18 protein-coding genes and 1 pseudogene are annotated in these 18027 nt (G+C 68.4%); 1 reads left to right on the plus strand and 18 read right to left on the minus strand.

Annotation, left to right across the window (positions count from 1 at the left end; genetic code table 11):
- Nucleotides 1-754: 754 nt before the first annotated feature.
- The 5 genes and pseudogenes from ACZ7M7_RS43265 to ACZ7M7_RS43285 form a co-directional block, all read right to left on the minus strand.
- Nucleotides 755-859, minus strand: a pseudogene (locus ACZ7M7_RS43265) (IS21-like element helper ATPase IstB); the annotation flags it as partial.
- 341 nt (nucleotides 860-1200) lie between these two features.
- Complete coding sequence (locus ACZ7M7_RS43270) at nucleotides 1201-2118, minus strand: replication-relaxation family protein (RefSeq protein WP_472127184.1); 918 nt, start codon at nucleotides 2116-2118, stop codon at nucleotides 1201-1203.
- Nucleotides 2119-2457: 339 nt separating this feature from the next.
- Nucleotides 2458-3171, minus strand: a complete 714-nt coding sequence (locus ACZ7M7_RS43275; RefSeq protein WP_472127186.1) for a hypothetical protein — start codon at nucleotides 3169-3171, stop codon at nucleotides 2458-2460.
- Nucleotides 3172-3301: 130 nt separating this feature from the next.
- A complete protein-coding gene (locus ACZ7M7_RS43280) occupies nucleotides 3302-3634 on the minus strand; it encodes a hypothetical protein (protein ID WP_472127188.1) in 333 nt (110 codons plus the stop codon).
- A 673-nt stretch (nucleotides 3635-4307) separates the two neighbouring features.
- A complete protein-coding gene (locus ACZ7M7_RS43285) occupies nucleotides 4308-4538 on the minus strand; it encodes a hypothetical protein (protein ID WP_472127189.1) in 231 nt (76 codons plus the stop codon).
- 257 nt (nucleotides 4539-4795) lie between these two features.
- Here ACZ7M7_RS43285 and ACZ7M7_RS43290 point away from each other — a divergent pair, with 257 nt between their 5' ends.
- A complete protein-coding gene (locus ACZ7M7_RS43290; protein WP_472127191.1) occupies nucleotides 4796-7993 on the plus strand; it encodes an NACHT domain-containing protein in 3198 nt (1065 codons plus the stop codon).
- A 294-nt stretch (nucleotides 7994-8287) separates the two neighbouring features.
- On the opposite strand, the gene ACZ7M7_RS43295 is transcribed toward ACZ7M7_RS43290, so the two are convergent.
- The 13 genes from ACZ7M7_RS43295 to ACZ7M7_RS43355 form a co-directional block, all read right to left on the minus strand.
- A complete protein-coding gene (locus ACZ7M7_RS43295) occupies nucleotides 8288-8755 on the minus strand; it encodes a single-stranded DNA-binding protein (protein ID WP_472127193.1) in 468 nt (155 codons plus the stop codon).
- A complete protein-coding gene (locus ACZ7M7_RS43300; protein ID WP_472127194.1) occupies nucleotides 8712-9131 on the minus strand; it encodes a hypothetical protein in 420 nt (139 codons plus the stop codon). Before ACZ7M7_RS43300 ends, ACZ7M7_RS43295 begins: the two co-directional genes overlap by 44 nt.
- A gap of 410 nt (nucleotides 9132-9541) precedes the next feature.
- Nucleotides 9542-9832, minus strand: coding sequence for a hypothetical protein (locus tag ACZ7M7_RS43305; RefSeq protein WP_472127196.1), 291 nt, complete (start codon nucleotides 9830-9832; stop codon nucleotides 9542-9544).
- A 193-nt stretch (nucleotides 9833-10025) separates the two neighbouring features.
- Entirely contained in the window at nucleotides 10026-10460 is a 435-nt protein-coding gene (locus ACZ7M7_RS43310; protein WP_472127197.1) for a hypothetical protein, read from the minus strand.
- 58 nt (nucleotides 10461-10518) lie between these two features.
- Nucleotides 10519-10863, minus strand: a complete 345-nt coding sequence (locus tag ACZ7M7_RS43315; protein WP_472127199.1) for a hypothetical protein — start codon at nucleotides 10861-10863, stop codon at nucleotides 10519-10521.
- Between the two features lie 139 nt (nucleotides 10864-11002).
- Nucleotides 11003-11863: a hypothetical protein gene (locus ACZ7M7_RS43320; protein WP_472127219.1), complete on the minus strand. Its 861-nt coding sequence runs from the start codon at nucleotides 11861-11863 to the stop codon at nucleotides 11003-11005.
- A gap of 700 nt (nucleotides 11864-12563) precedes the next feature.
- Complete coding sequence (locus ACZ7M7_RS43325) at nucleotides 12564-13310, minus strand: hypothetical protein (RefSeq protein WP_472127201.1); 747 nt, start codon at nucleotides 13308-13310, stop codon at nucleotides 12564-12566.
- A gap of 168 nt (nucleotides 13311-13478) precedes the next feature.
- The gene (locus ACZ7M7_RS43330) at nucleotides 13479-13685 is read right to left on the minus strand and encodes a hypothetical protein (RefSeq protein WP_472127203.1); all 207 of its coding nucleotides are present in this window, start codon (nucleotides 13683-13685) and stop codon (nucleotides 13479-13481) included.
- The gene (locus tag ACZ7M7_RS43335; RefSeq protein ID WP_472127204.1) at nucleotides 13682-14155 is read right to left on the minus strand and encodes a hypothetical protein; all 474 of its coding nucleotides are present in this window, start codon (nucleotides 14153-14155) and stop codon (nucleotides 13682-13684) included. Before ACZ7M7_RS43335 ends, ACZ7M7_RS43330 begins: the two co-directional genes overlap by 4 nt.
- Nucleotides 14148-14636 (minus strand): hypothetical protein, encoded by a 489-nt coding sequence (locus ACZ7M7_RS43340; RefSeq protein WP_472127206.1) that lies wholly within the window; start codon nucleotides 14634-14636, stop codon nucleotides 14148-14150. Before ACZ7M7_RS43340 ends, ACZ7M7_RS43335 begins: the two co-directional genes overlap by 8 nt.
- A gap of 255 nt (nucleotides 14637-14891) precedes the next feature.
- Nucleotides 14892-16067: a DUF932 domain-containing protein gene (locus ACZ7M7_RS43345; RefSeq protein WP_472127208.1), complete on the minus strand. Its 1176-nt coding sequence runs from the start codon at nucleotides 16065-16067 to the stop codon at nucleotides 14892-14894.
- Between the two features lie 119 nt (nucleotides 16068-16186).
- Nucleotides 16187-16744, minus strand: coding sequence for a hypothetical protein (locus ACZ7M7_RS43350; RefSeq protein ID WP_472127210.1), 558 nt, complete (start codon nucleotides 16742-16744; stop codon nucleotides 16187-16189).
- A gap of 53 nt (nucleotides 16745-16797) precedes the next feature.
- Entirely contained in the window at nucleotides 16798-17169 is a 372-nt protein-coding gene (locus ACZ7M7_RS43355; protein ID WP_472127212.1) for a hypothetical protein, read from the minus strand.
- Between the last annotated feature and the right edge of the window lie 858 nt (nucleotides 17170-18027).

Consider the following 18027-nt stretch of genomic DNA (forward strand, 5'->3'; position numbering starts at 1 on the left):
TGAGAATACCACCACGAGCACCCCCGCTGAGGCGTCGAAGAAGCGCTCCGCAAAGGCGGGGATAAACGCAAGCCATAAGAGGCGCTAGACGCCCTTCCGGCGCGTTTCATATCCCCCCTCGGGCTTTCCCTGAGAACCTGCAGCTCAGGGCCGTTTCGCCGCCTCGTCCTACTGGCTCGTCTCCTCGGCGTTTGGGCCATCGTCGAGGAGTGGCCCGAAGGCGACCCCGCGGCCCCGCACTCCTTGCACGGTTCCGCCCCAGCCACGGAGCGCAGCACGTCGAGCGCCTCGTGCACGTCCAATTCGGGGTCGTCGACGGGTGCGTCGCCGCAGTTGGGCTGATGCAGGAGGCGGACTTGCAGGCCACTCACCCTGCTTGGGATCCTGCATCGGCCGCCGGATAGGCGCTGACGGCCCATCGCGGGAGCAAGTCGGTCAACGGCGCGTCCAGGATGGGAACATGGCGCAGGAGGCCGGACAGAGCCGGGAATTCGGCGGCAGCGCGCAGGGCGCGTTTGCGCGTGTCGATGCAATGAAGAAGCGGATGACTTGCACCCGGGCATCCGTCTTCGGCTCGAACTCGGCTCTTCCTGGACCGAATTGCTGCTGACCGGGCGGGCGGGACCGATCGAGGCTGCGTTGTGACCGTGATGCTGGCGGTGGGCTGGAGAGCTGAGCAGCTGCGGCACGTCACTGCCGCCCGGCCCTTGCCCGACCCGGTGCGGACTACGGTCGGCGCGACTATCGCCGCCCGCTTGCAGGCCTGGGTATGGGCGAGGCGGTAGGACTTGCTCCCGGTCGTGATGATGTTGCCGCAGAAGGCGAGGCGGTCCACGATGGCCGCCCAGAGGCGGGGATCGCCCCGCGCACGCACGTGAGCCAACCTGGATACCTCCGACAGACAGCCTGGCAGCGTGTCTTCGCCGCTGCCAGGCCGACGGGGAAGTGGACTGGCGGGCGCCCCCGTATCAGGGCGTTGTGCGGGGCGGCCCGGGCCTTGCCGTCCTGTCATTGAGCAAGGCAAAACGACCGTAACGCCCCACGACGATCACCGCGTCCTGTGCTGGATCGGTCGGGTGATCAGGAAAGGAGCCAACCCGAGCGCCACACTGCGGCCAAGCCCGGACTCGGTGCTGCAGTATTCGGCTGGTGACGCCTCGTCTCGGTGCGGTCAAGGTGTCACAGGCATGGGTGACGTGATCACAGGTGGGTCCAGGGGCGGGGCTCGCCGCCTGTCAGCGGTACCCACACCTTCCCCGACGGACCGTGCTGCTCGGTGTCTTCGAGGACGGCGGCTCCGAGGGGGACTTCGCGGGCGAGGGCTGCGACGAGTGGGTGTTGGGCGGTCATGGCCTGCAGGTCGCTGATCCGGTTGCTGAGCCTGGTCCGGGAGGCGCCGGTGAGTATGAAGAGGACGCGGGGGTAGATCGGGTACCAGCGCAGCCACGCCGGGCCGGCGGGAGCAGCCTGCCTGTGGCGGCCGATGGGCTGGGCTTCGTACCGGAACAGGCGGGCGTATTCGATCAGTTTCACGGCCAGGCGTTCGCTGCTCATGGTGGTGCGGTCGACCTCCATGAACGCCCGTAGTTTCAATCGGTGTTCGCCGTCGGTGAGGGTGTAGTGCATGAGTGCGTCGGCTACGAGTCGCTCTCCCTCACCGATGGGGTGGGCCACCTCCGGGGTCCAGTCCCACGGGCCGTGTTCGTGTCCGAGCCTGCGGGCGTCTGCCGCGAACGGCAGATGGGTGCGTAGGACGGTGAGTGTGTGCGGCGTTTTCAGGGACGCTGCGGTGGTTGAGGTGATGGGGTAGGGCGGGCGCCCTCGCAGTGCGGGGAGGTCGCGGGTCAGGCGTGCTCCTTCGGGGGTGAGGTACCAGGCGTGTGTACGCGGACGGTTCTTGCCCGATAGCGGGGTGAGGTCGGCGAAGCCTGCATCCCGCAGCTTGTTCAGCGCGCGGGAGATCAGCTGGCGGGAGTTGTCCGGCCGGAGCATCTGGCGCAGCTGGCTGGTTGTGGCCATGCGGTGCAGGGCGAGCGCGGTCAGGACCTGCAGGCGCAGCGGTTCGGCAGGGCTGGGGGCCAACTCTGCGGCCGGGGCACGTGATGGGGAACGGGTCATGGGAAGCAGGCAACCCGTCCGCTCTGACCCGAGCCGCGACCACGAGACCCTGACCACGGTTACGACCTGAGAACGATCTCGCGGAGGGGCCATGGTCGGGGTGGTTCCCACCCCGACCACGAGAGTGAGCGATGGACTCGTGGCCGCGGCGGATGCGCCCCAGGGAGGCGCTGAAGTTTGGTGATGGCCGGTCCGCAGCAGCGGATGCTGCTGCGGGGCGTGGTGGCGAGCCGCGCCATGCCGGCCATCGTGCGGCATCCGGCCCGCAAGGGACCAACTCCCCGAAACCGGCTGCCGCGTTCATGGGGTGTTGAGCGCAGGCGCGTTCACCGCCGGGTTCTACTTCCTGGATCGCTGGGCGGCCTGCTGGAGGATGCGCCGGCGTGTCCACCGCCGGCGTCCCTTCTGGCGGCCTGTTTCGGTGACACCGTCCGTGGTCTTCAACAGCGGCAGGTTGCCCTGGGACAGGCTGCTGGAGAAGGAGCCGATGCTCTTGAATCCCAGCAGGGCGGCCGCCTGGCTCGCTCCCAGGAGTTCGTCGGGATCGCCCTCGACGGGAACGTCTGGCAGGGGCGGCGACTCCTTGGCCCCGGCCCGTCTTCCGCGACCGGGCCGGGTGGCCATCCACTCCTTGAGGGTCTGCACCTTCCACAGTTGCCGACGGTAGGGGTTGTCGGCTGTGCCCTTTTCTTCGACGGCGTCCGGTTCGGGAAAGTAGCCGGGGTGGTCGCGCACGAAGGTGGTGACCTGGTTGGAGTTCTTGTAGCCGAGGTACCTCGAGGCGTCCGCGGCGTTCAGCAGCGTCTCCGGGTCCAGGGAGGGCGGTGTGTGTTCAGCGAGCCGTGTCGGCGCGCGGTGCGCGAACCACTCGGTGACCTCCGCGTGGTCCCACAGGCGAGCGCGGCCGCGCTTGTCGACGGGCTCGGGGAAGGTCTTGCCGGCCGCGTTCTGCTCCTGCCCGGTGTAGAGGCCGCTGATCCTCGCGGGAGTCAGGCCCTGTTCAGCCGCGATCTCGGCAGCGTCGGCCAGGCGAGGCTCATCGCTCGAGGTCATGGCCGAACCGTCCGTCCTGTGGCAGTGAGCCGACCTGCCCGGCTCGCAAAGCAAATAATGGCAGGAGTGCTGTTGGAGGTCCAGCCCGAGGCTCGACGCTTGCCCCACAGCCGTGCTCACGGCTCGTGACTTACTCCTCGGGGAGCAAGCAGATACCGCGGCGCGCGGCGTCCTTGGCCGTCTCCGCGTACGCCAGGGCGGCCGGCGTCATCTCCCACTCGACCAACGCCAGCAGCAGGATCACCTCGTCGCGGTCCTGCGATGCACCACAGGGCACGCCGGCCGCATTCGCGGCGAGCACGAGATCCGCGGTGGCCAGCCCGGCGAGACGCGCTGCCACATTCTGGTGCAGATCCTCAAGGCCGCGCTGGTACAACTCGTTGGCCTCGCTCAGGAGCCGCATGAGATCCTCGCCCTGGCTGGCCTGTGCCGCCGCAGCGAGGTCAAGGATGCGCTGGGTCATCATCAGCAGTATGCCTGTCAGGTAAGGCTCGAGGCGCCCCGAAAGCGCAGGGGAAGCGAGCATGGCCGTTGCGGTTGCCGGCAGGCAGCTCAAAAGCTACACGCGCCCTGGACTGCTCGTCCTCGGCTGCGGGTCGTCGGCTATGCGAAAGTGCTGGTCGCAGCCCTGTAATTCGGTGCTTCGGTGAGCAGCCAGGCGGCTCACGAAAGTGAGTCCGCACCTCCGTCTGCGATAGGGGAAGGGCGGGAAGGGCGGGACCTGTGACGATGCGGGATGGCGATTCAGCCGCCACCAGCCATGCCGAGATCCGCCAGTACTGCTCAGCCGCGGCTCAGGCGCTTGAAGATGCAGACATCCCGCCAGGAGAGCGGTGGGACGAGGCCGGTGGGACGGCCTTTTACTGGACGAAGGGCGACCCAGTACTCGCTCGTGGGCCCTGGGTGCACGGAATCGTAGTGTTCTGGGGGACCAGAGGTGGACGTCACGGTTGGGGTTGTGCCTCGCTCGATGCGGCGGGTGACCCTGCCCTCGACGCCGTCACCTGGCTGCCCGTTGCCTCCTCGATCGCACCTGATCTGCTGGCTGAGCATCTTCGAGGCTTGTTTGCCGCTGGTGTCACGACGCCGAGGGTTGAGCGTCAGAGCTGACGGACGTCGCGGACTGGAGTGCTCAGTCACAGCCGCTCGTTGAGGACTGCGATCAGTACGGTCGCTTCGTAGCGGACGGCGAGTTTGTCATATCTGGTGGCGACCGCGCGGTGGCGCTTGAGCCGGTTGATGCCGCATTCGACCGCGAGGTGGATCTTGCTGGTCGCTGCCGCGGGACCGTCCGAGCCCGTGGTCGGCCGGCTCGACGACGAGCCCGCCGGGCGGCTCCTTCTGGAGGTCCCCGTTTTTCGCCGCACGGCGGCATGCTGATGGGCCCGGCAGACCGTCGAGTCGACGTTCACATCCCAGGCGATCAGGCCCTTCGCATCCGCCTCGGCCCGGAGCCGGGTGACGATCCGGGCGCCCAGGTCCCGTCCCGCTGCCAGCGCCGGAACAGGCCAAGCGGTGGGCTGGGTGGTCCTTGTGGGGCAGCGGGGTGGCGAGCGGATGAGCTGTTGGTCGTCCCGGTGCTTGCTTGCGGAGCGGGTGATTCGCTCCCGTGGGGCGGCCGTGTGTGGATACGGTTTTCATCCGGGCGGTGAAAGGCTCCTCGGTTACGGATGCGGGGGCGTGGGTGGGGCTGAGTTATCGGGATGCAGTTCGCCTGCTGGGTGCGTCGGAAGAGCGTACGGTTCAGGCTTTGGACCGGTTGACGGGAGGGCTGTTGCTGGCGACTTCCGCCACGGGCGTCGGTTTGCTTTCCAGTCTGTTCGATGTGCGGGGCGAGTTGTCCCGGCTGAGCGCGGGTCTGGTGCGCGGTCTTGGTGAACAGGCGCGGGGGCTGTCCCGGTTCGATCGCAGCGAACGCCTGGCTGCGGCCCACGCGGTGGTGGTTCTCTGCGCCTATTTCGAGGTCCTGTCCGAAGCGGAGCTTCCGTGTGACCCGCGGGAGCTCGAGCTGACGGCTGCCGAGCAGGCGGTTCTGGCGGGGGGAGATGCGGTGGCCTCCCGGCGGCTGGGTTCCCTCGCCGCCGGTCTCCTGCAGGCCGAGGCTCCGATGCCCGTGCCGCAGCGGCCTTACGAGAAGACCTTGGAAGTCCTCTCGGATTTCTATCGGCGTTTGTCCGCCGAGGTGATCCGGTTCGTGTCGGGTCTGGCGGTGTGGGACAGCCTCGACGACACGCGCAAGGAGCGCTTCGCGCAGGCACTGTCGAATGATCTCCCTGGGCGGGCGGTCACCCGCTATGAGGAGCTCTTCCGGCAGTTGGCGCTGGACTGCCCGGAGCTTGCGTTTTGGGCCAACGCGGTGGATCACCAGGCCACACGGGCGCAACTGGGAACGGTGAGCAGCTCCCTGGAGGGGCTGCAGGAGGTCCTTGGGCAGATTGCCCAGCGCAGGCCCGCTGACGTCTGGATCACCGGTCTGGCGCGTGCTCACGCCGCGGTGCTTGACCGGCCGATCCTCACCGCCCGTGCTGCCCTGGACGGGACGAGCCTGCCGGCCCTGGGCGCCGCGTATGTCAATCCCGACTTCCGGGTCTGTGACGTAGGCCCCTCCGACCCACTTGCCACTGAGGGCTGGTGGCAGGAGCGGCCGGTGCGCACTGACCTGGATGCATTCTTGCTGGGGCACCTGACGTCTGTGCATGCCGTGCGTGCCCCGCTGATCGTGCTGGGCCAGCCGGGCTCGGGCAAGTCGGTACTGACGCAGGTGCTGGCGGCTCGTCTTCCACCCGCCGACTTCCTCGCCGTACGCGTCGCACTCAGGGAAGCGCCGGCCGACGCCGACCTGCAGACACAGATCGAGCACGCCGCCCGTACCTTGACCGGTGAGTCCATCACTTGGCCGGAGCTGGTCCATCGTGCCCGGCACGCACTGCCGGTGGTCATGCTGGACGGCTTCGACGAACTCCTGCAGGCGACCGGCACCAGCCAAACGGACTATCTGCTACGGGTGGCCGAATTCCAGGCGCGCGAGGCCAGTCAGGGGCGCCACGTCGCCGTCCTCGTCACCAGCCGCACGGCGGTCGCCGACCGGGCGCGCCCCGCGCAGAGCATGATCGCTGTGCGGCTGGAGCCCTTCAACGACCGCCAGGTCGCACAGTGGCTGGACGTGTGGAATGCCACCAACGCCGCTGGCTTCGCCGAGCGTGGCCTTCGCCCCCTCGCACCCGAGGCCGTACTTGCTCACCGCGAGCTGGCATCCCAGCCTCTGCTCCTGCTGATGCTGGCACTGTACGACTCCGACCGTAACGCGCTGCAACTCCACAGCGCTGCACTGAGCCAGACCGAACTCTACGAACGCCTCCTGATGAGCTTCGCCGAACGCGAGGCCCTCAAAACGGCGCCCGCGCTGACCGAGGAACAACTCGTCGAAGCGGCAAAGGAAGAACTGACCCAGTTGTCGATCGTGGCGTTCGCGATGTTCAACCGCGGCCAGCAGTGGATCGGCGCGGCCGACCTGGACACCGACCTCGCCGCTCTCACACCGGATACCGACACCCGCTCCACCCCGACTGGCCTGCGCGCCCACCTCACCGCCGCACAACTGCTCCTGGGCCGGTTCTTCTTCGTCCACGAGGCGCGGGCGAGCCGCGAAGGCCGAACCTTGAGCACGTATGAGTTCCTCCACGCCACTTTCGGTGAGTATCTGGTCGCCCGGCTCGCCGCCCAGGAACTGCACGACCTGGCTGAGTCGGTGCGCTACGCCTTACGACGCAGCAGGCCGTCCGCTCTCGACGATGCTTTCCTCTACGCGCTGCTCTCCTTCATGCCCCTGACCACACGCGGAACGATCACCTCTTTCCTCGTGGAACGGCTACGCAGCTGGCCTCAGTCCCTGCGGACGCAGACACTCACGCTTCTGCTCAGCCTCTTCCACCGTGCGCTGTTCCCACGCCACGACACCCGCTACCACGACTACACGCCGCAGCGCGTGACATTGCCGGCCCGGCCGGCGACCTACTCGCTCAACCTGTTGCTCCTCGCGGCAGCCACAGCGACTGCTGAGGGACTCAGCGGCGACGACCTCTTCCCGGACTCCGGCGAAACCGTTGCCGCCTGGCGCCGTATGGCGCTGCTGTGGCGTTCCCAGTGCCCAGCGGAGGGATGGAGTGGGCTGATCGCCAGCGTGGCGGTCGACAGGTTCTGGGACGACGGCCGACGGCAGATCCGGGTGCGCCTGCAAGATGATCCTGAAGCTGAGCCGTGGAGCACTGACCCGTTCTGGACCTACGACTTCGGGCCCGACCACGAATACCGCCCCCGGACGGACGATCACTGGTTCGCTTGGAACTGGGACGACAACCGTCAGTTGCAGCAGCAGGCGAAATTCCTTTGCGACGTTGGGGATGACATCCTCGCGCATGGGATGCAGCCGTGGGCCGGGGCGTGGGACATGGCCGTCGTCAGTTTCCACGCGACCAGGGACCACCCCGTGGTCTCCGCTGCGAACGCCCTAGTCCGCCTGTGGCTGAAGAGTGATCAGGACAGCGCACCTGCAGAACTCACCGCCACCTTCGACCTCTGCCTTCAGATCGCTCTCAACGGCTTCGCTCCCTTCGACACGGACACCAGGCGGCGCTTCCGCCTGGTGTTCCTGCGCCGACTCGCTGCGGACTGGGAAAGGCTGGAGCACGACTGGGTGGAGCGGGCCATGCGGGCCATTCACGAGGGCGGGAAAGACTCCAGAGACGAAGGCCCCCAGTTCCTGGAAGCGGCCCGAGAGATCCTGCCCGCTCCACTTGCCGTCCTGTGGCCCGATGGGCAGTAGCTGAGGGACGGGCGTAGGACCGCATGCCCGATCGTGAGCGGATGGTCTTCGGCTACTCGTCAGGTCACGCTGCTACAGACTCCAGGTCGCGACGCCCCCGGCAAGGCCGCAGCACGTCGAGGCCAAACTCCTCGTCGGGCGGGTCCGTGAGCACGGGCATCGCACAGGCCATAGCGCCAGCCTCTCCCACGCCACCGGCAGGCGAACCGGTGCTGCGCCGGAGGGTGCGAAGGGGGAATGGCACGGCCGGCGGGAAGGGGAGTGGCGTCGGCGGCTGCGGTGGGGAGTGCCGGACTAGGTCCAGCGGGCGACCCACTTCTGCTCCCACCACTGGGGTGGGCTGCCCGGTCGCCCGCGGGCCGGAGCGGCAGTGGCGGGCTGCGGCGCCGGGGTTGTGGTGTACGGGCGGGCGGCTGTCGGGCTGGGCAGGCTGGTTTCGGTGTAGGCGATGCGCCTGCGCAGGCTGATGCCGAGGTCGTCGACGCTCAGGTAGATGGAGTCGTCCTTGAGACCGGCGATGCGTCCCTTGACCAGGACGTTGACCCCGTCGACGAGCGATTCGGTGGCGTTGGTGGCCAGGTCGCGCCAGGCGGTGCAGATGTAGGGAATGGGGTCCAGGTCACGCCACTTCTGCGCGGCGGTGTCCCACTGTGTGGGGGTCTCGGTGAGACGGAACCGGCAGACGGCGATGCCGTCTTGCGTGAAGCGGACTTCCACGTCACCGGTGACGCTGCCGGACACGTGCGTGACGGACGGGGCCATACGAACATCTCCTATTTTGAATAATAGTGTATCTTGGAGGGTCAACCCCCCCTTTTTTTTGGCGCTTCCCGCCCGAGAGCCCGGTACGGCGGGCGATCCGCCGGATGAGTGCCTTCCACCCGGTCGGTTCCGCCGGGGCCGGCGGCGGGGTGAGGTTGTCGAACACCGTGGCCGTCTCGATCTCCACCTGCATCGGGACGGTGCCGTCGGCTCGGATCAGCTGCTCGTCGGTGGTGTCCAGATGAACGGAGACCCGTACGCCCCGGCGGTCGGCGTCGAGGTAGGCGAACACGAGGATGCCCGCGAGTTCGATGCAGGGAAGGCCTTCGTCGTCGGGGCTCTCCTGAGGGTGGAAGACCGCCGAGCTGTTCACCACTGCGCAGGCCTCGGCGTCCGAGAGCTCTTCTTCTCCTTGCCTGTACGGCGAATTGGGGCGGTCGGGGGCGATGCGCCAGCACGGACCGGTCCGTGAGCCCCGCATTCCTCGCCTGCTCAAACAGGGCGCCATCCCACTCTGCGCTGACCGGGAAGGCGGGCACCGCCCGGTACGTGTTGGGCCCGAGTTCCTCGTTGTGCTCGACATCGCCGACCGTGAACAACTCCACGCGCGCGTCGGCTGGGTCCCGTTGGCAGAGCGGTGGGCCTGGGTGTCCGGTGTCCTGTCGAGCCCTCCCCGGGACCGGGTCTTATCGGGTGATGTGAACCAGCCCCTGACCTGCGATTTTACGGCCGGTCGTGCTCTCGGCGCGGTGGTAGCGGAAACATGCGTCCGGGGTCGATGCGCACTCAGCGCTCGCAGTAGGCCGTGATGCGGTTGGCGGTGCACTCGCCCCACTGGCACTCGAAGCGCTCGCGCGGCCCGCAGATCAGGCACCGCCACAGCGAGATCCCGTGCAGTTCGCACGGTGCGTAGCGCTTGCGGGAAGCGAGCAACTCCAGGGCGGGGCGGGGGCGTTCGAGGCGGGCGAGATCGGCTGCCGGGAACGACTCGTCGCCGTCGCGGATCCAGCGGACCGGCAGCTGCTCGTACCGCTCGGGCGTGGTGTAGTACGGCTGACCGGCGGGGCTGAACACCATGGCCAGATGGCCGCCGGAGAGTAGGGTCTCCAGCCGGTCGTGGCTGAACTCCTTGCGCAGGGAGAGCGTTTCGTCCTGGCGCAGGCTCCAGGCGTATCCGTACCGGCGCAGGATCCGGCGCTCGGTGGCGGCCGGGCCCGCTGGGCGGCGTCGAGTACCTCGACGGCTTCGGCCGCGGCCGTCGGGCTGGCGGTCAGCTCGCGTACTGCCTCCTCGGCGGCCGTGGCGGTCGCGTGGCTGCCGAGCGCGTACCCGTGGAGCTGGTCCACGGCCTGGTGGTGTCCCTCGTGCTCGGCGGCGGCGTACCGGACGGGCTGCTGCGGCTGGGTGCGGCGTCGGGGCATGGCGGAACTCCATCTGCGCACGGGGTGGGAGGCGGCGGAGGCCAGCTCCTGCTGGGCAGCGGCCGGTGGGCGGAGAAGACGTAGTGGCCCAGTTCGCGCAGCATGCCGGCGGTGTCGTCCACGGCCGCGGGGCCGTGGACGGCCTGGCGGGTGTACGCCTCGATCTCGCTGTTCCAGGCGAACCCCTGGGCGGCAAGGGAGCTTTCGGTGGCGGGGGTGAGGTCGTCGGAGGACTGCGGGGCGGCGACGAGTCCGTGGGCGGGGTCGGGTACGACGAGAAACACCGGGTCTCCTTCCGGGCGGGCCGCCCTGGTCGGGTCGGCCCACGGGCGGGGCGGGTGGTCAGCGGGCGACGGTGACGGTGTAGTCGGCGTCCAGGACGGCGAGCGCGGCGCGGATGGACGCGTGGGTCTCCGGGCTCGGGACCGAGTAGGGGAAGTCCAGAGCGCGCACGGCGTCGTCCAGGTTGTCGTCGCGCATCGGGAGTGTGTATTCGCTGCGGTAGAGGGCGACAGCGGTCGCGGTGGCGACACGGACGCGGCTGTAGGCGATGGCTTCCGCGGCCGTCGCGTTGATGCCGAGTGCTTCGCGCGCGGTGGGCGGCAGTGCCGCGATCCCGGCGGTGAACCGGCGGGCGGGGATGCGCAGATGTGCCGGTCGCAGGGCGCGGCGCAGCGTTCGAAGCATGGCAGCTCCTGGGGCTGGAAGGGGGGCCGTCATCTGGATATTGGGTGGGGGCGGTGCGACTCGGACTATCTGAACATAATAGTGTGAAATGGTATGTGTGAACCCAATTGGACCTGCTGATCTACGGTGTGCCTCGGGCCTATTGGTGCCCGTGGGGCGAGGGATTGGCGTCCGGCCCGAGGTCCGGGGGCACGCAGTAGTCGACTCCCGATTCCGGGGAGATCGGTTCGCCGGAGTCGATGTCGGTGCAGTAGGCGTCGAAGACCTCTGCGGCGGTGAGGGGTTCCGGGTCTCCTGTTCGTAGTCGCCAGCCGTAGACCTGGTCCGGGGTGCTCGGGGCGGTGGTCCGTATGACGAGTCCGCCGGGGCTCCGGGTTGCTAGACCGAGGGCGAGGACTGTGGTGAATTCGAGGGCCTCGGTTTCGTCGAGCTGGCTCGCCCCGTCCGGGTCCGTATCTGCGTGCAGGACGGCGGCGAGGGTTTCGGGTGCTGCCGAGACGCTGCAGACGAGGTGTCGGTGGCCTGGCCGGGCTGTGTCGATGATGCGGGCCAGCAGGTCCGAGGCCCGGGCGAAGGCCGTTCGGCCGATGTCCTGGCCGCAGCAGGCGCAGGCGCCGAGTCGGGCCAGGAGTGTGGAGGCGTACTCCCACGTGGCCTGGCGGACGGCTTCGTCGACCAGAGCGGGGATGAGGTCGGTCAGGGGCTGGCCGTCGTACGGGAGGGTCGGGCCCGTGGTGGCGAGTTCGGTGGTGAAGCGGGCGCGGCTGGACGGGCTGTCGGCGGCGAGGCCGCTCTCGGCGCAGAAGTCGGCGTACTCCTCGGGGTCGAAGAGGGTGACCCTGGTGTGGGCGCCCTGGGACGCGCGGCTCTGGAGGAGGTCTTCGACCGCTGTCAGGTAGGTCGCGTAGTCGGCGAAGGTGAAGGTGCGGTAGTGCCGCATGGCGTGGAAATCGTGCTCGTCGGTGATCAGGCCGATGGTGCCGGCGACTTCGCGGCGCAGGGCGCGGCGCGGAGTCTGATGGTCGGTTCGAGCCGTGTCTCCTGCGCACGATCGAGCGGTTGGAGGCTCGCCCTGGTCGGCGAGTTCGGCGGCCTTCTGCGCGGCCTCGGCGTGCAGCGGATACAGCCGTCGGGTGATCTCGCGTGCCACGTGGCGGGCGCTGCGGGCGGTGACCCGGATCGACGGCGCGATCATCTTGGTCTCGTCCGGCAATGCAGCGTGGATCTTCAGGCGGTGGGGGTGGCGGTCGTCGGGCTGGCGCAGGCGCAGGGCGCGGCCTTCGCCGTCGATGACGAGCCGACCCAAACCGCCGTCGACGTCGGTGAGTTCGGCTGTCCGGCAGTGCGTACCCAGCTCCCGCGCCACTTCGTCGGCGAACGCGTCGAACTGCTCCTGCGTAGTCAACTCGCGTGTCATGGCGATCTGTTCACTCCTTCGGAAGGCGGTGGGGTGTGCTCGGAGCGGGGCGCTCTTGTGTCGTGCCGACGGTGATCGCTGCGGGAGGGGCGTCGCCAACTGCTCGTTCAGGGTGTGTATTCGGCTGAACAGGTGCACACGCTCCCCTTGCTTAACTGTCAATAATAGTATCTTTCTGGCCGATGTGAACCCGCCCTTGACCTACGGTTTCCTCGGACTGTCATGGGGTGCCGACCAGGGCCGGGCGGCGGCCGCGCGGGCGCCTGCGCTGCTGGGCATGCAGTCAGTCGGCTTCCGCCTGGGCGCGGCTGGCGCGCTCGCGCTCTTCGGCGGCCGCTTCGACGCAGTAGGGGGCCCGCCACTGCAACCCCCGGATCTCCTGTGTCAGCGAGTCGGGGTGGTCGGCCAGCATCAGCAGCAGGACCGGATGCGGGCAGAGTGCGAGCCACCGTGCGGCGGTCCGCCATGCGGCCTCGGCGGCCTTCAGCGCGGGGAGGGCGGTACGGGCCTCGCGCTCCAGGCGGGCGGCCTCGGCCTGGTGGTTGGAGGCGGACCAGGTGAGAAAGCGCAGCAGGCTGGGGGTGTCGCGCTGGCGGGAGGCCTCCAGGATCGCGGGCAGGTCGGCGCGCTGTTCGACGTGCTCGGCGCACCCGCGCAGGACGGCGGTGAGTACTGCGGCCGTCTTTTCCGATGGCGGGTGATCGGCGGCGGAACTCATCGGATACACCGACTCCGCGGGGCGGTCGGCGTAGCGGTAGAGGGTGAGGCTTCCCCAGTAGCCGGTGCGGCTGCGGGCGAGCCTGGGGAGGTCCTCGGCGGGGGCGGTGGTCTTGAAGGCGTTCACGGGTCCGAGGCAGGCGCGTACGGCGGTGAACTGGTCCCAGTGGTGGGGGTCGGTGGTGCCGGTGACGTGCACGCTGCCGCGCATCGCCCCGCCCAGCTCGAACACGACGGCGTCGGCCTCGCGGGGGCCGGCGGTGGCGCGCACGGGGCCGGCGGGTGTGTCGATGGTCAGGATCGGGCTGGGCATGGGCTGCGACTCCTCGGGCTCGACGGGATGGGCTGGGGGCTGCCGCCCTGGCGCTCGCCGAAGGGGGAGGGTGCGGGCGTCGGGGCGGCTGTCGGCCAGTGGTGTGCTGGCCGGGGCGGGCCGTCCACGCCCCCGTACCGGGGAGGGGCGCGGACGGCGTCTGCGGGGTTACTCCTTTGGCGGCTTGTGTCGGCGGAGCTTGTCCCGGTCGGTCAGGCTGGGGCGGCGGCCACAGGGGCAGTCGGCGTAGCGGCGGCCGTGCATCTTGAAGAACTTCCCGCCGAGTGCGTGGCCGTTGACCTGCTCGGTCGTGCCGGGAACCGGCTGGGTGTTGGTGCAGTAGCCGTCCGGCGTGACGGCGGTCTTCTCGCTCATGAGCGCTCCTCGGCGGTTCCGTGGGGGCGGCGCAGTACGGGGGCGTGACAGACCACGTACGGCGCGGCGTCGTCTGCGGGGAAGGACCGGGCGGCCCTGTGGAGTTCGGCTGTGTCCATGGGGTGCAGCCATCCGGCCCGTATCTCCCACCCGCACGCGCGTACGCCAGCGTCGGTGGTCGTGGCGACCAGGACGGCGTCACGCACGGTGCTGTTCTCCAGAGCGAACGTCAGCAGTACGAAGAACCGCACGTAATCCTCGGGGGAGTGATCCACACGGGCCGAACCCGGCTCGACGGACACGTACAGTTCGGCGCTCACCTCCGTTCCGTCCGTACGCTCGGCGTTGATGCTGAGCTCGTGGCTTCCCTCTCCGAGGGCCGGGAACAACGCGGTCAGCGCGTGCAGGGCGCGGCCCATGGCGGACGCCGTAGCGGCGTTGTCGGGCCGTGGAAGCTCGGTCTCAGGCACGCGGGTCCTCCGACTCGGAGTCGGGGAGCTGGGCGAGAACGGGGGCGGGGTAGACCTCCCAGGTGATGGCGGAGTCGTGGGGGCACGGAATGACGGCGTCCTGGAGTTCGGCCGTGTCCATGGGGTGGAGCCACCCGCCGCGTATGGTCCAGCCGCACGCGCGGGGGTTGGGCTCGGTGGCCGCGGTCGCGATCAGGACGGCGCTGCGCATGGTGCTGCCCTCCAGCGCGAACACCAGCAGGGTGCGCAGGGCGCAGAACTCGTCCTCGTCCAGCACGGCCAGGCGGATGGGCTCGGTGCCGATGGAGAGATCGGTTCGGCCTGTGACGAACGCGTCGTCGGTCCGCTGGGCCACGAGGTTCAGCGTGTGTTCACCGTCTCCGAGTGCTTGGAAGACGGCGGTGAGGGCGGTGAGGGTGCGACTCATGGCGGCCTTGATGGCGGCGTCGCCGGGGTGGGTGAGCTCCGGGCGTGAAGGCATGAGGGCTCCTTGCGGGACGGGGCGGTGGGCGGTGGGCGCCGAAAGGCCAGCGCCACTGCGCCCCTGGGCGGGGCGGGTGTCTTGTGGGCGCGCGGGCTGCTCCGCAGGCGGGCCGCGCTGCCGCTACGCGGCAGCGGGCGGGGCGGGCGCGCTTCGTGCTCCCTGCGGGGCTCGGGCGCGCGCTCCGCGCTTCTGGGGCGGCTGGGCCCGTGCGGGTCGGGCTAGGGGAGTTCTCCCGGCCCGCACGGGGGTCTGTCAGCCGTGCGCGGCGGCGGCTGTGAGGGCGGGCACCGCGAGTGCTTCCAGGGCGGCGGCCTGGTCAGCGTCGGTGAGCGTCTGGGCGGTCGACGTGACTGCCTGCATCACGCCCCCGGCCGTCATCTGACCGCCCCGGACAAAGTGGGCAAGGATCCTGTCCTTGGCCTCGTTGCCGATGCTGAGCGACTTGGTGACGTGTTCGATCGTCTTCGTCGGCTCGGACAGTTCCTTACCGGCGGCGGCTTCCATCTCGTACACCTTGGCCTCGACGTACTCCTGCGACAGGAACGTGCGCACGGCGTCGGCGGTCTTGGAGGTGATCAGCTCCAGCGTCTTGCGCTGGGTCTGCCCGGACCAGTTCACAACGCCCTCGTCCTGCTTGCCCCCCAGGTGCACGGCGCGCATGACGTCCTTCGACTGAGTCAGGCCGTTGCGGCACACCTGGATGACCGCACGCGGGGTGATCGTGTACGCCCCGGCTCCGACTTCGCTGTTGCTGATGACGAATCCGGCCGAGATCATCGGCAGTTCGTCACCGCTCCGGCCGTCGAACGGGGAGCGGTAGCCGCACAGCAGGCTGCGGGCCTGGATCGCGACTGCTTCGGACTCGACGCGCACATACATGCGCCGATCGGTCAGATCGCACCCCGTGATGCGGGTGGGGTGCCCGGACTGCTCCACCCCCTCCAGCGCGGCCAGCAGCATGTCGAAGTTGTCCATCAGCTTGTAGCTGTCGGACAGCAGCGCGCGGGCCACGCCCTCGCCCGGCATGCCGGGGCCGTTCTCGCCCCGGAACGCGCGTAGCATGAAACGGCGTTCCGGTTCCTGCCGCATCCACGCGTTGACGTTCTCGTCCAGCAACGGGACGTTGTCCGCGCGCATGCGGCGCAGGTAGGCCAGCGGAATGCGCAGCTTGTCGGAGATCCCCTCGTCAGCAACGGCGGTCGGCCGGTAGATGCCGTCGACCTGCGTCACACCAGACGTCGTGATCTGGGATTCGACGCCCTCGACGTGCACGTTTCCCTCGCGCATCCGCAGCGAGGACGCGGGGACGATGACGTCCAGCTTCCGGCGCTGCCCATCCTCCAGGATGCGGACAAGGTCGTTGAGGTCGGCGTTCCGGGCCCCGGTGGAGGCTACGTTGGTGGCGCGCTCGGCGTACTGCTGAGTCATGCGGTGTTCTCCCCTTCGCTGTTGGTTTCTGCGGTTCGGGGGGCGGAGCCACCGCCCCCCGAACAACTTTAATAATAGTGTTTTTTAGGGGTAAGTGAACCCACCCCTGACCTGCACACTTAGTCCATGGTGCGGTACTCGGGGAGCGGAGTCAGGCTTACCCGCCGTACGTTACTGACCGCCGTCTCCGGCACGTCATCGATCAGCTCGCACAGGTCATAGCGCAGCGTGGCACCCAGACCGAACGGGCTCGTGAGGGCATGGACCGCGTGCACCCAATAGGTGCCGTGACGCCGTGTCACGCTGCCGTGATACCTGACCTTCTGCCATAGCACGGGTCCGGCGTCCTGCGGGTCAAGGATCTTCGCTACGGCGAGCACAAGCTGATTCGCCACCCGCTCAGACAGCAGACCCACGAACGCCCGGTCAATCGTCGCCTGATCAACCCGCACGTCCGCCATGGCGGGGCCGGTGTGGCCGGTGCGCACGCCCATGGCCCAACCGAGCTCGAAGAACGGCCGGATCAAATCCACCTGCTCGTGCGAAACCCTCAGGGCGTCCGGGTCCCGCTCGCTGCGCGCCAACTCAGCGAGCGCGTAATGGGCTTGCTCCTTCTCCCCGTCCGTGAGCGGCGCTCCGGCTTCCCGGCTCCGCTGTTCCATCCGCGTGTTCTCCATGGCCTTCTTTTCCTCTCAGTGATGCCGGGTGGAAGGGGCAGCCCCTGTGCGGACTACTTCAGGAAGCCTCGCGACAGGAGGAACTCGCCCGTAATGTGCGCGATTCCCTGGGGCTTGTAGCTCTGTGGGAATCGCCGCATCTCAACTTCGGTGCGCCCGTACTGGTCCGGCTCGTTTAATTCGTGCACGATTCGGTAAGGGTCGTCACCCGTCGGCATTTCCAGCACTACCGGACCGACCTTGGTGTCGAAGCGAATTCCGGTGTAGTTCGCGTCGGAATTGTGCACGATCTTCGCTCCTGCCCGGCGGCACGCCAGAGAAAGGAAGTTCGCGACCGTCCGAGCCTGGACGGAAAGGGTGTTCAGAGGGGCGTCCTTGCCTCCGTGTACTCGACGGACTATTCCGTCCTTGATCTGGATTTCCACGTCTTCCCCTTCGTTGGTCCCTTGCGGTTCCCGGGGATCGCCTCCCCAGGACTTCAAATAATAGTGTTTTTGGCGCTCAGATGGAACCCCCTGTTGCGCTACGGGTTGCGCTGGATGTTGCGCCAGGGCGTTGCGCTAGATGTTGCGGTGGAGGTTGCGCGGTCTCGAAGCCGGCTTCCGTATCATCGCAGGTCACCCCAACGATCGGGCGTGGTACGTCTGCTGACATCCCCTCTGCGGCCGCTGCTCCCTGCCCAAGTGAGAAGAGAAGGGGGTTGGGTGCGGCGGCGTCGGGGATCGGAGCGGCGTGGCTGTCTTGTGTTGCGCGTCGGCAGGAGGCCTCCGCGCGTGTGGTGGGTGGGTGGCTGGGGTGTGGGTTGGTCTCTCCCCTCTCCCTGACCCCCGGCTGCCGGAGGCAGCCCCCTCACCCTCACTCCCTCCCTGTATGGGCAACCCGGCCCCGGAGGGGCCTGGTTGCCCTTTCCCGGTATTCCGTGATTTACTTTTCCTCACGGAATACCATTCAAATACCGTCGCCTTTAAGGGGATCGGAGATTCCCTTAAAGGCGAATCGGAGATTCCCTCCCTGAAATCCGCCCCCACAAAGTGGCATTGACGGACTCTCAACTCATTCCCCAACTCAAACCCGAACTACCCACCTCCACAATCAAAACAAGCATACATAAATTTGTGCCGGAGGCACAAATCCTCTCCGCCCGCTTTTCGTGCCGGAGGCACGCAAGTTGGGAAATGGCCGGAGGCCAATTTCTCAACTCCCCGCCGGAGGCGGGTAATTCGCGCGGGGACGCGCGAAACGAGCGAAGCGAGTATTCGGCTGCCGGAGGCAGAGCGAAGCGG

Source organism: Streptomyces sp. NPDC111606 (genome assembly GCF_055656945.1).

Excerpts from the sequence above, each read along its gene's own strand:
- ACZ7M7_RS43270 (WP_472127184.1), bottom strand. The coding sequence starts at position 2,118 with ATGACCCGTTCCCCATCACGTGCCCCGGCCGCAGAGTTGGCCCCCAGC.
- ACZ7M7_RS43275 (WP_472127186.1), bottom strand. The coding sequence starts at position 3,171 with ATGACCTCGAGCGATGAGCCTCGCCTGGCCGACGCTGCCGAGATCGCG.
- ACZ7M7_RS43280 (WP_472127188.1), bottom strand. The coding sequence starts at position 3,634 with ATGACCCAGCGCATCCTTGACCTCGCTGCGGCGGCACAGGCCAGCCAG.
- ACZ7M7_RS43295 (WP_472127193.1), bottom strand. The coding sequence starts at position 8,755 with ATGGCCCCGTCCGTCACGCACGTGTCCGGCAGCGTCACCGGTGACGTG.
- ACZ7M7_RS43305 (WP_472127196.1), bottom strand. The coding sequence starts at position 9,832 with ATGGTGTTCAGCCCCGCCGGTCAGCCGTACTACACCACGCCCGAGCGG.
- ACZ7M7_RS43315 (WP_472127199.1), bottom strand. The coding sequence starts at position 10,863 with ATGCTTCGAACGCTGCGCCGCGCCCTGCGACCGGCACATCTGCGCATC.
- ACZ7M7_RS43325 (WP_472127201.1), bottom strand. The coding sequence starts at position 13,310 with ATGCCCAGCCCGATCCTGACCATCGACACACCCGCCGGCCCCGTGCGC.
- ACZ7M7_RS43330 (WP_472127203.1), bottom strand. The coding sequence starts at position 13,685 with ATGAGCGAGAAGACCGCCGTCACGCCGGACGGCTACTGCACCAACACC.
- ACZ7M7_RS43340 (WP_472127206.1), bottom strand. The coding sequence starts at position 14,636 with ATGCCTTCACGCCCGGAGCTCACCCACCCCGGCGACGCCGCCATCAAG.
- ACZ7M7_RS43345 (WP_472127208.1), bottom strand. The coding sequence starts at position 16,067 with ATGACTCAGCAGTACGCCGAGCGCGCCACCAACGTAGCCTCCACCGGG.
- ACZ7M7_RS43350 (WP_472127210.1), bottom strand. The coding sequence starts at position 16,744 with ATGGAGAACACGCGGATGGAACAGCGGAGCCGGGAAGCCGGAGCGCCG.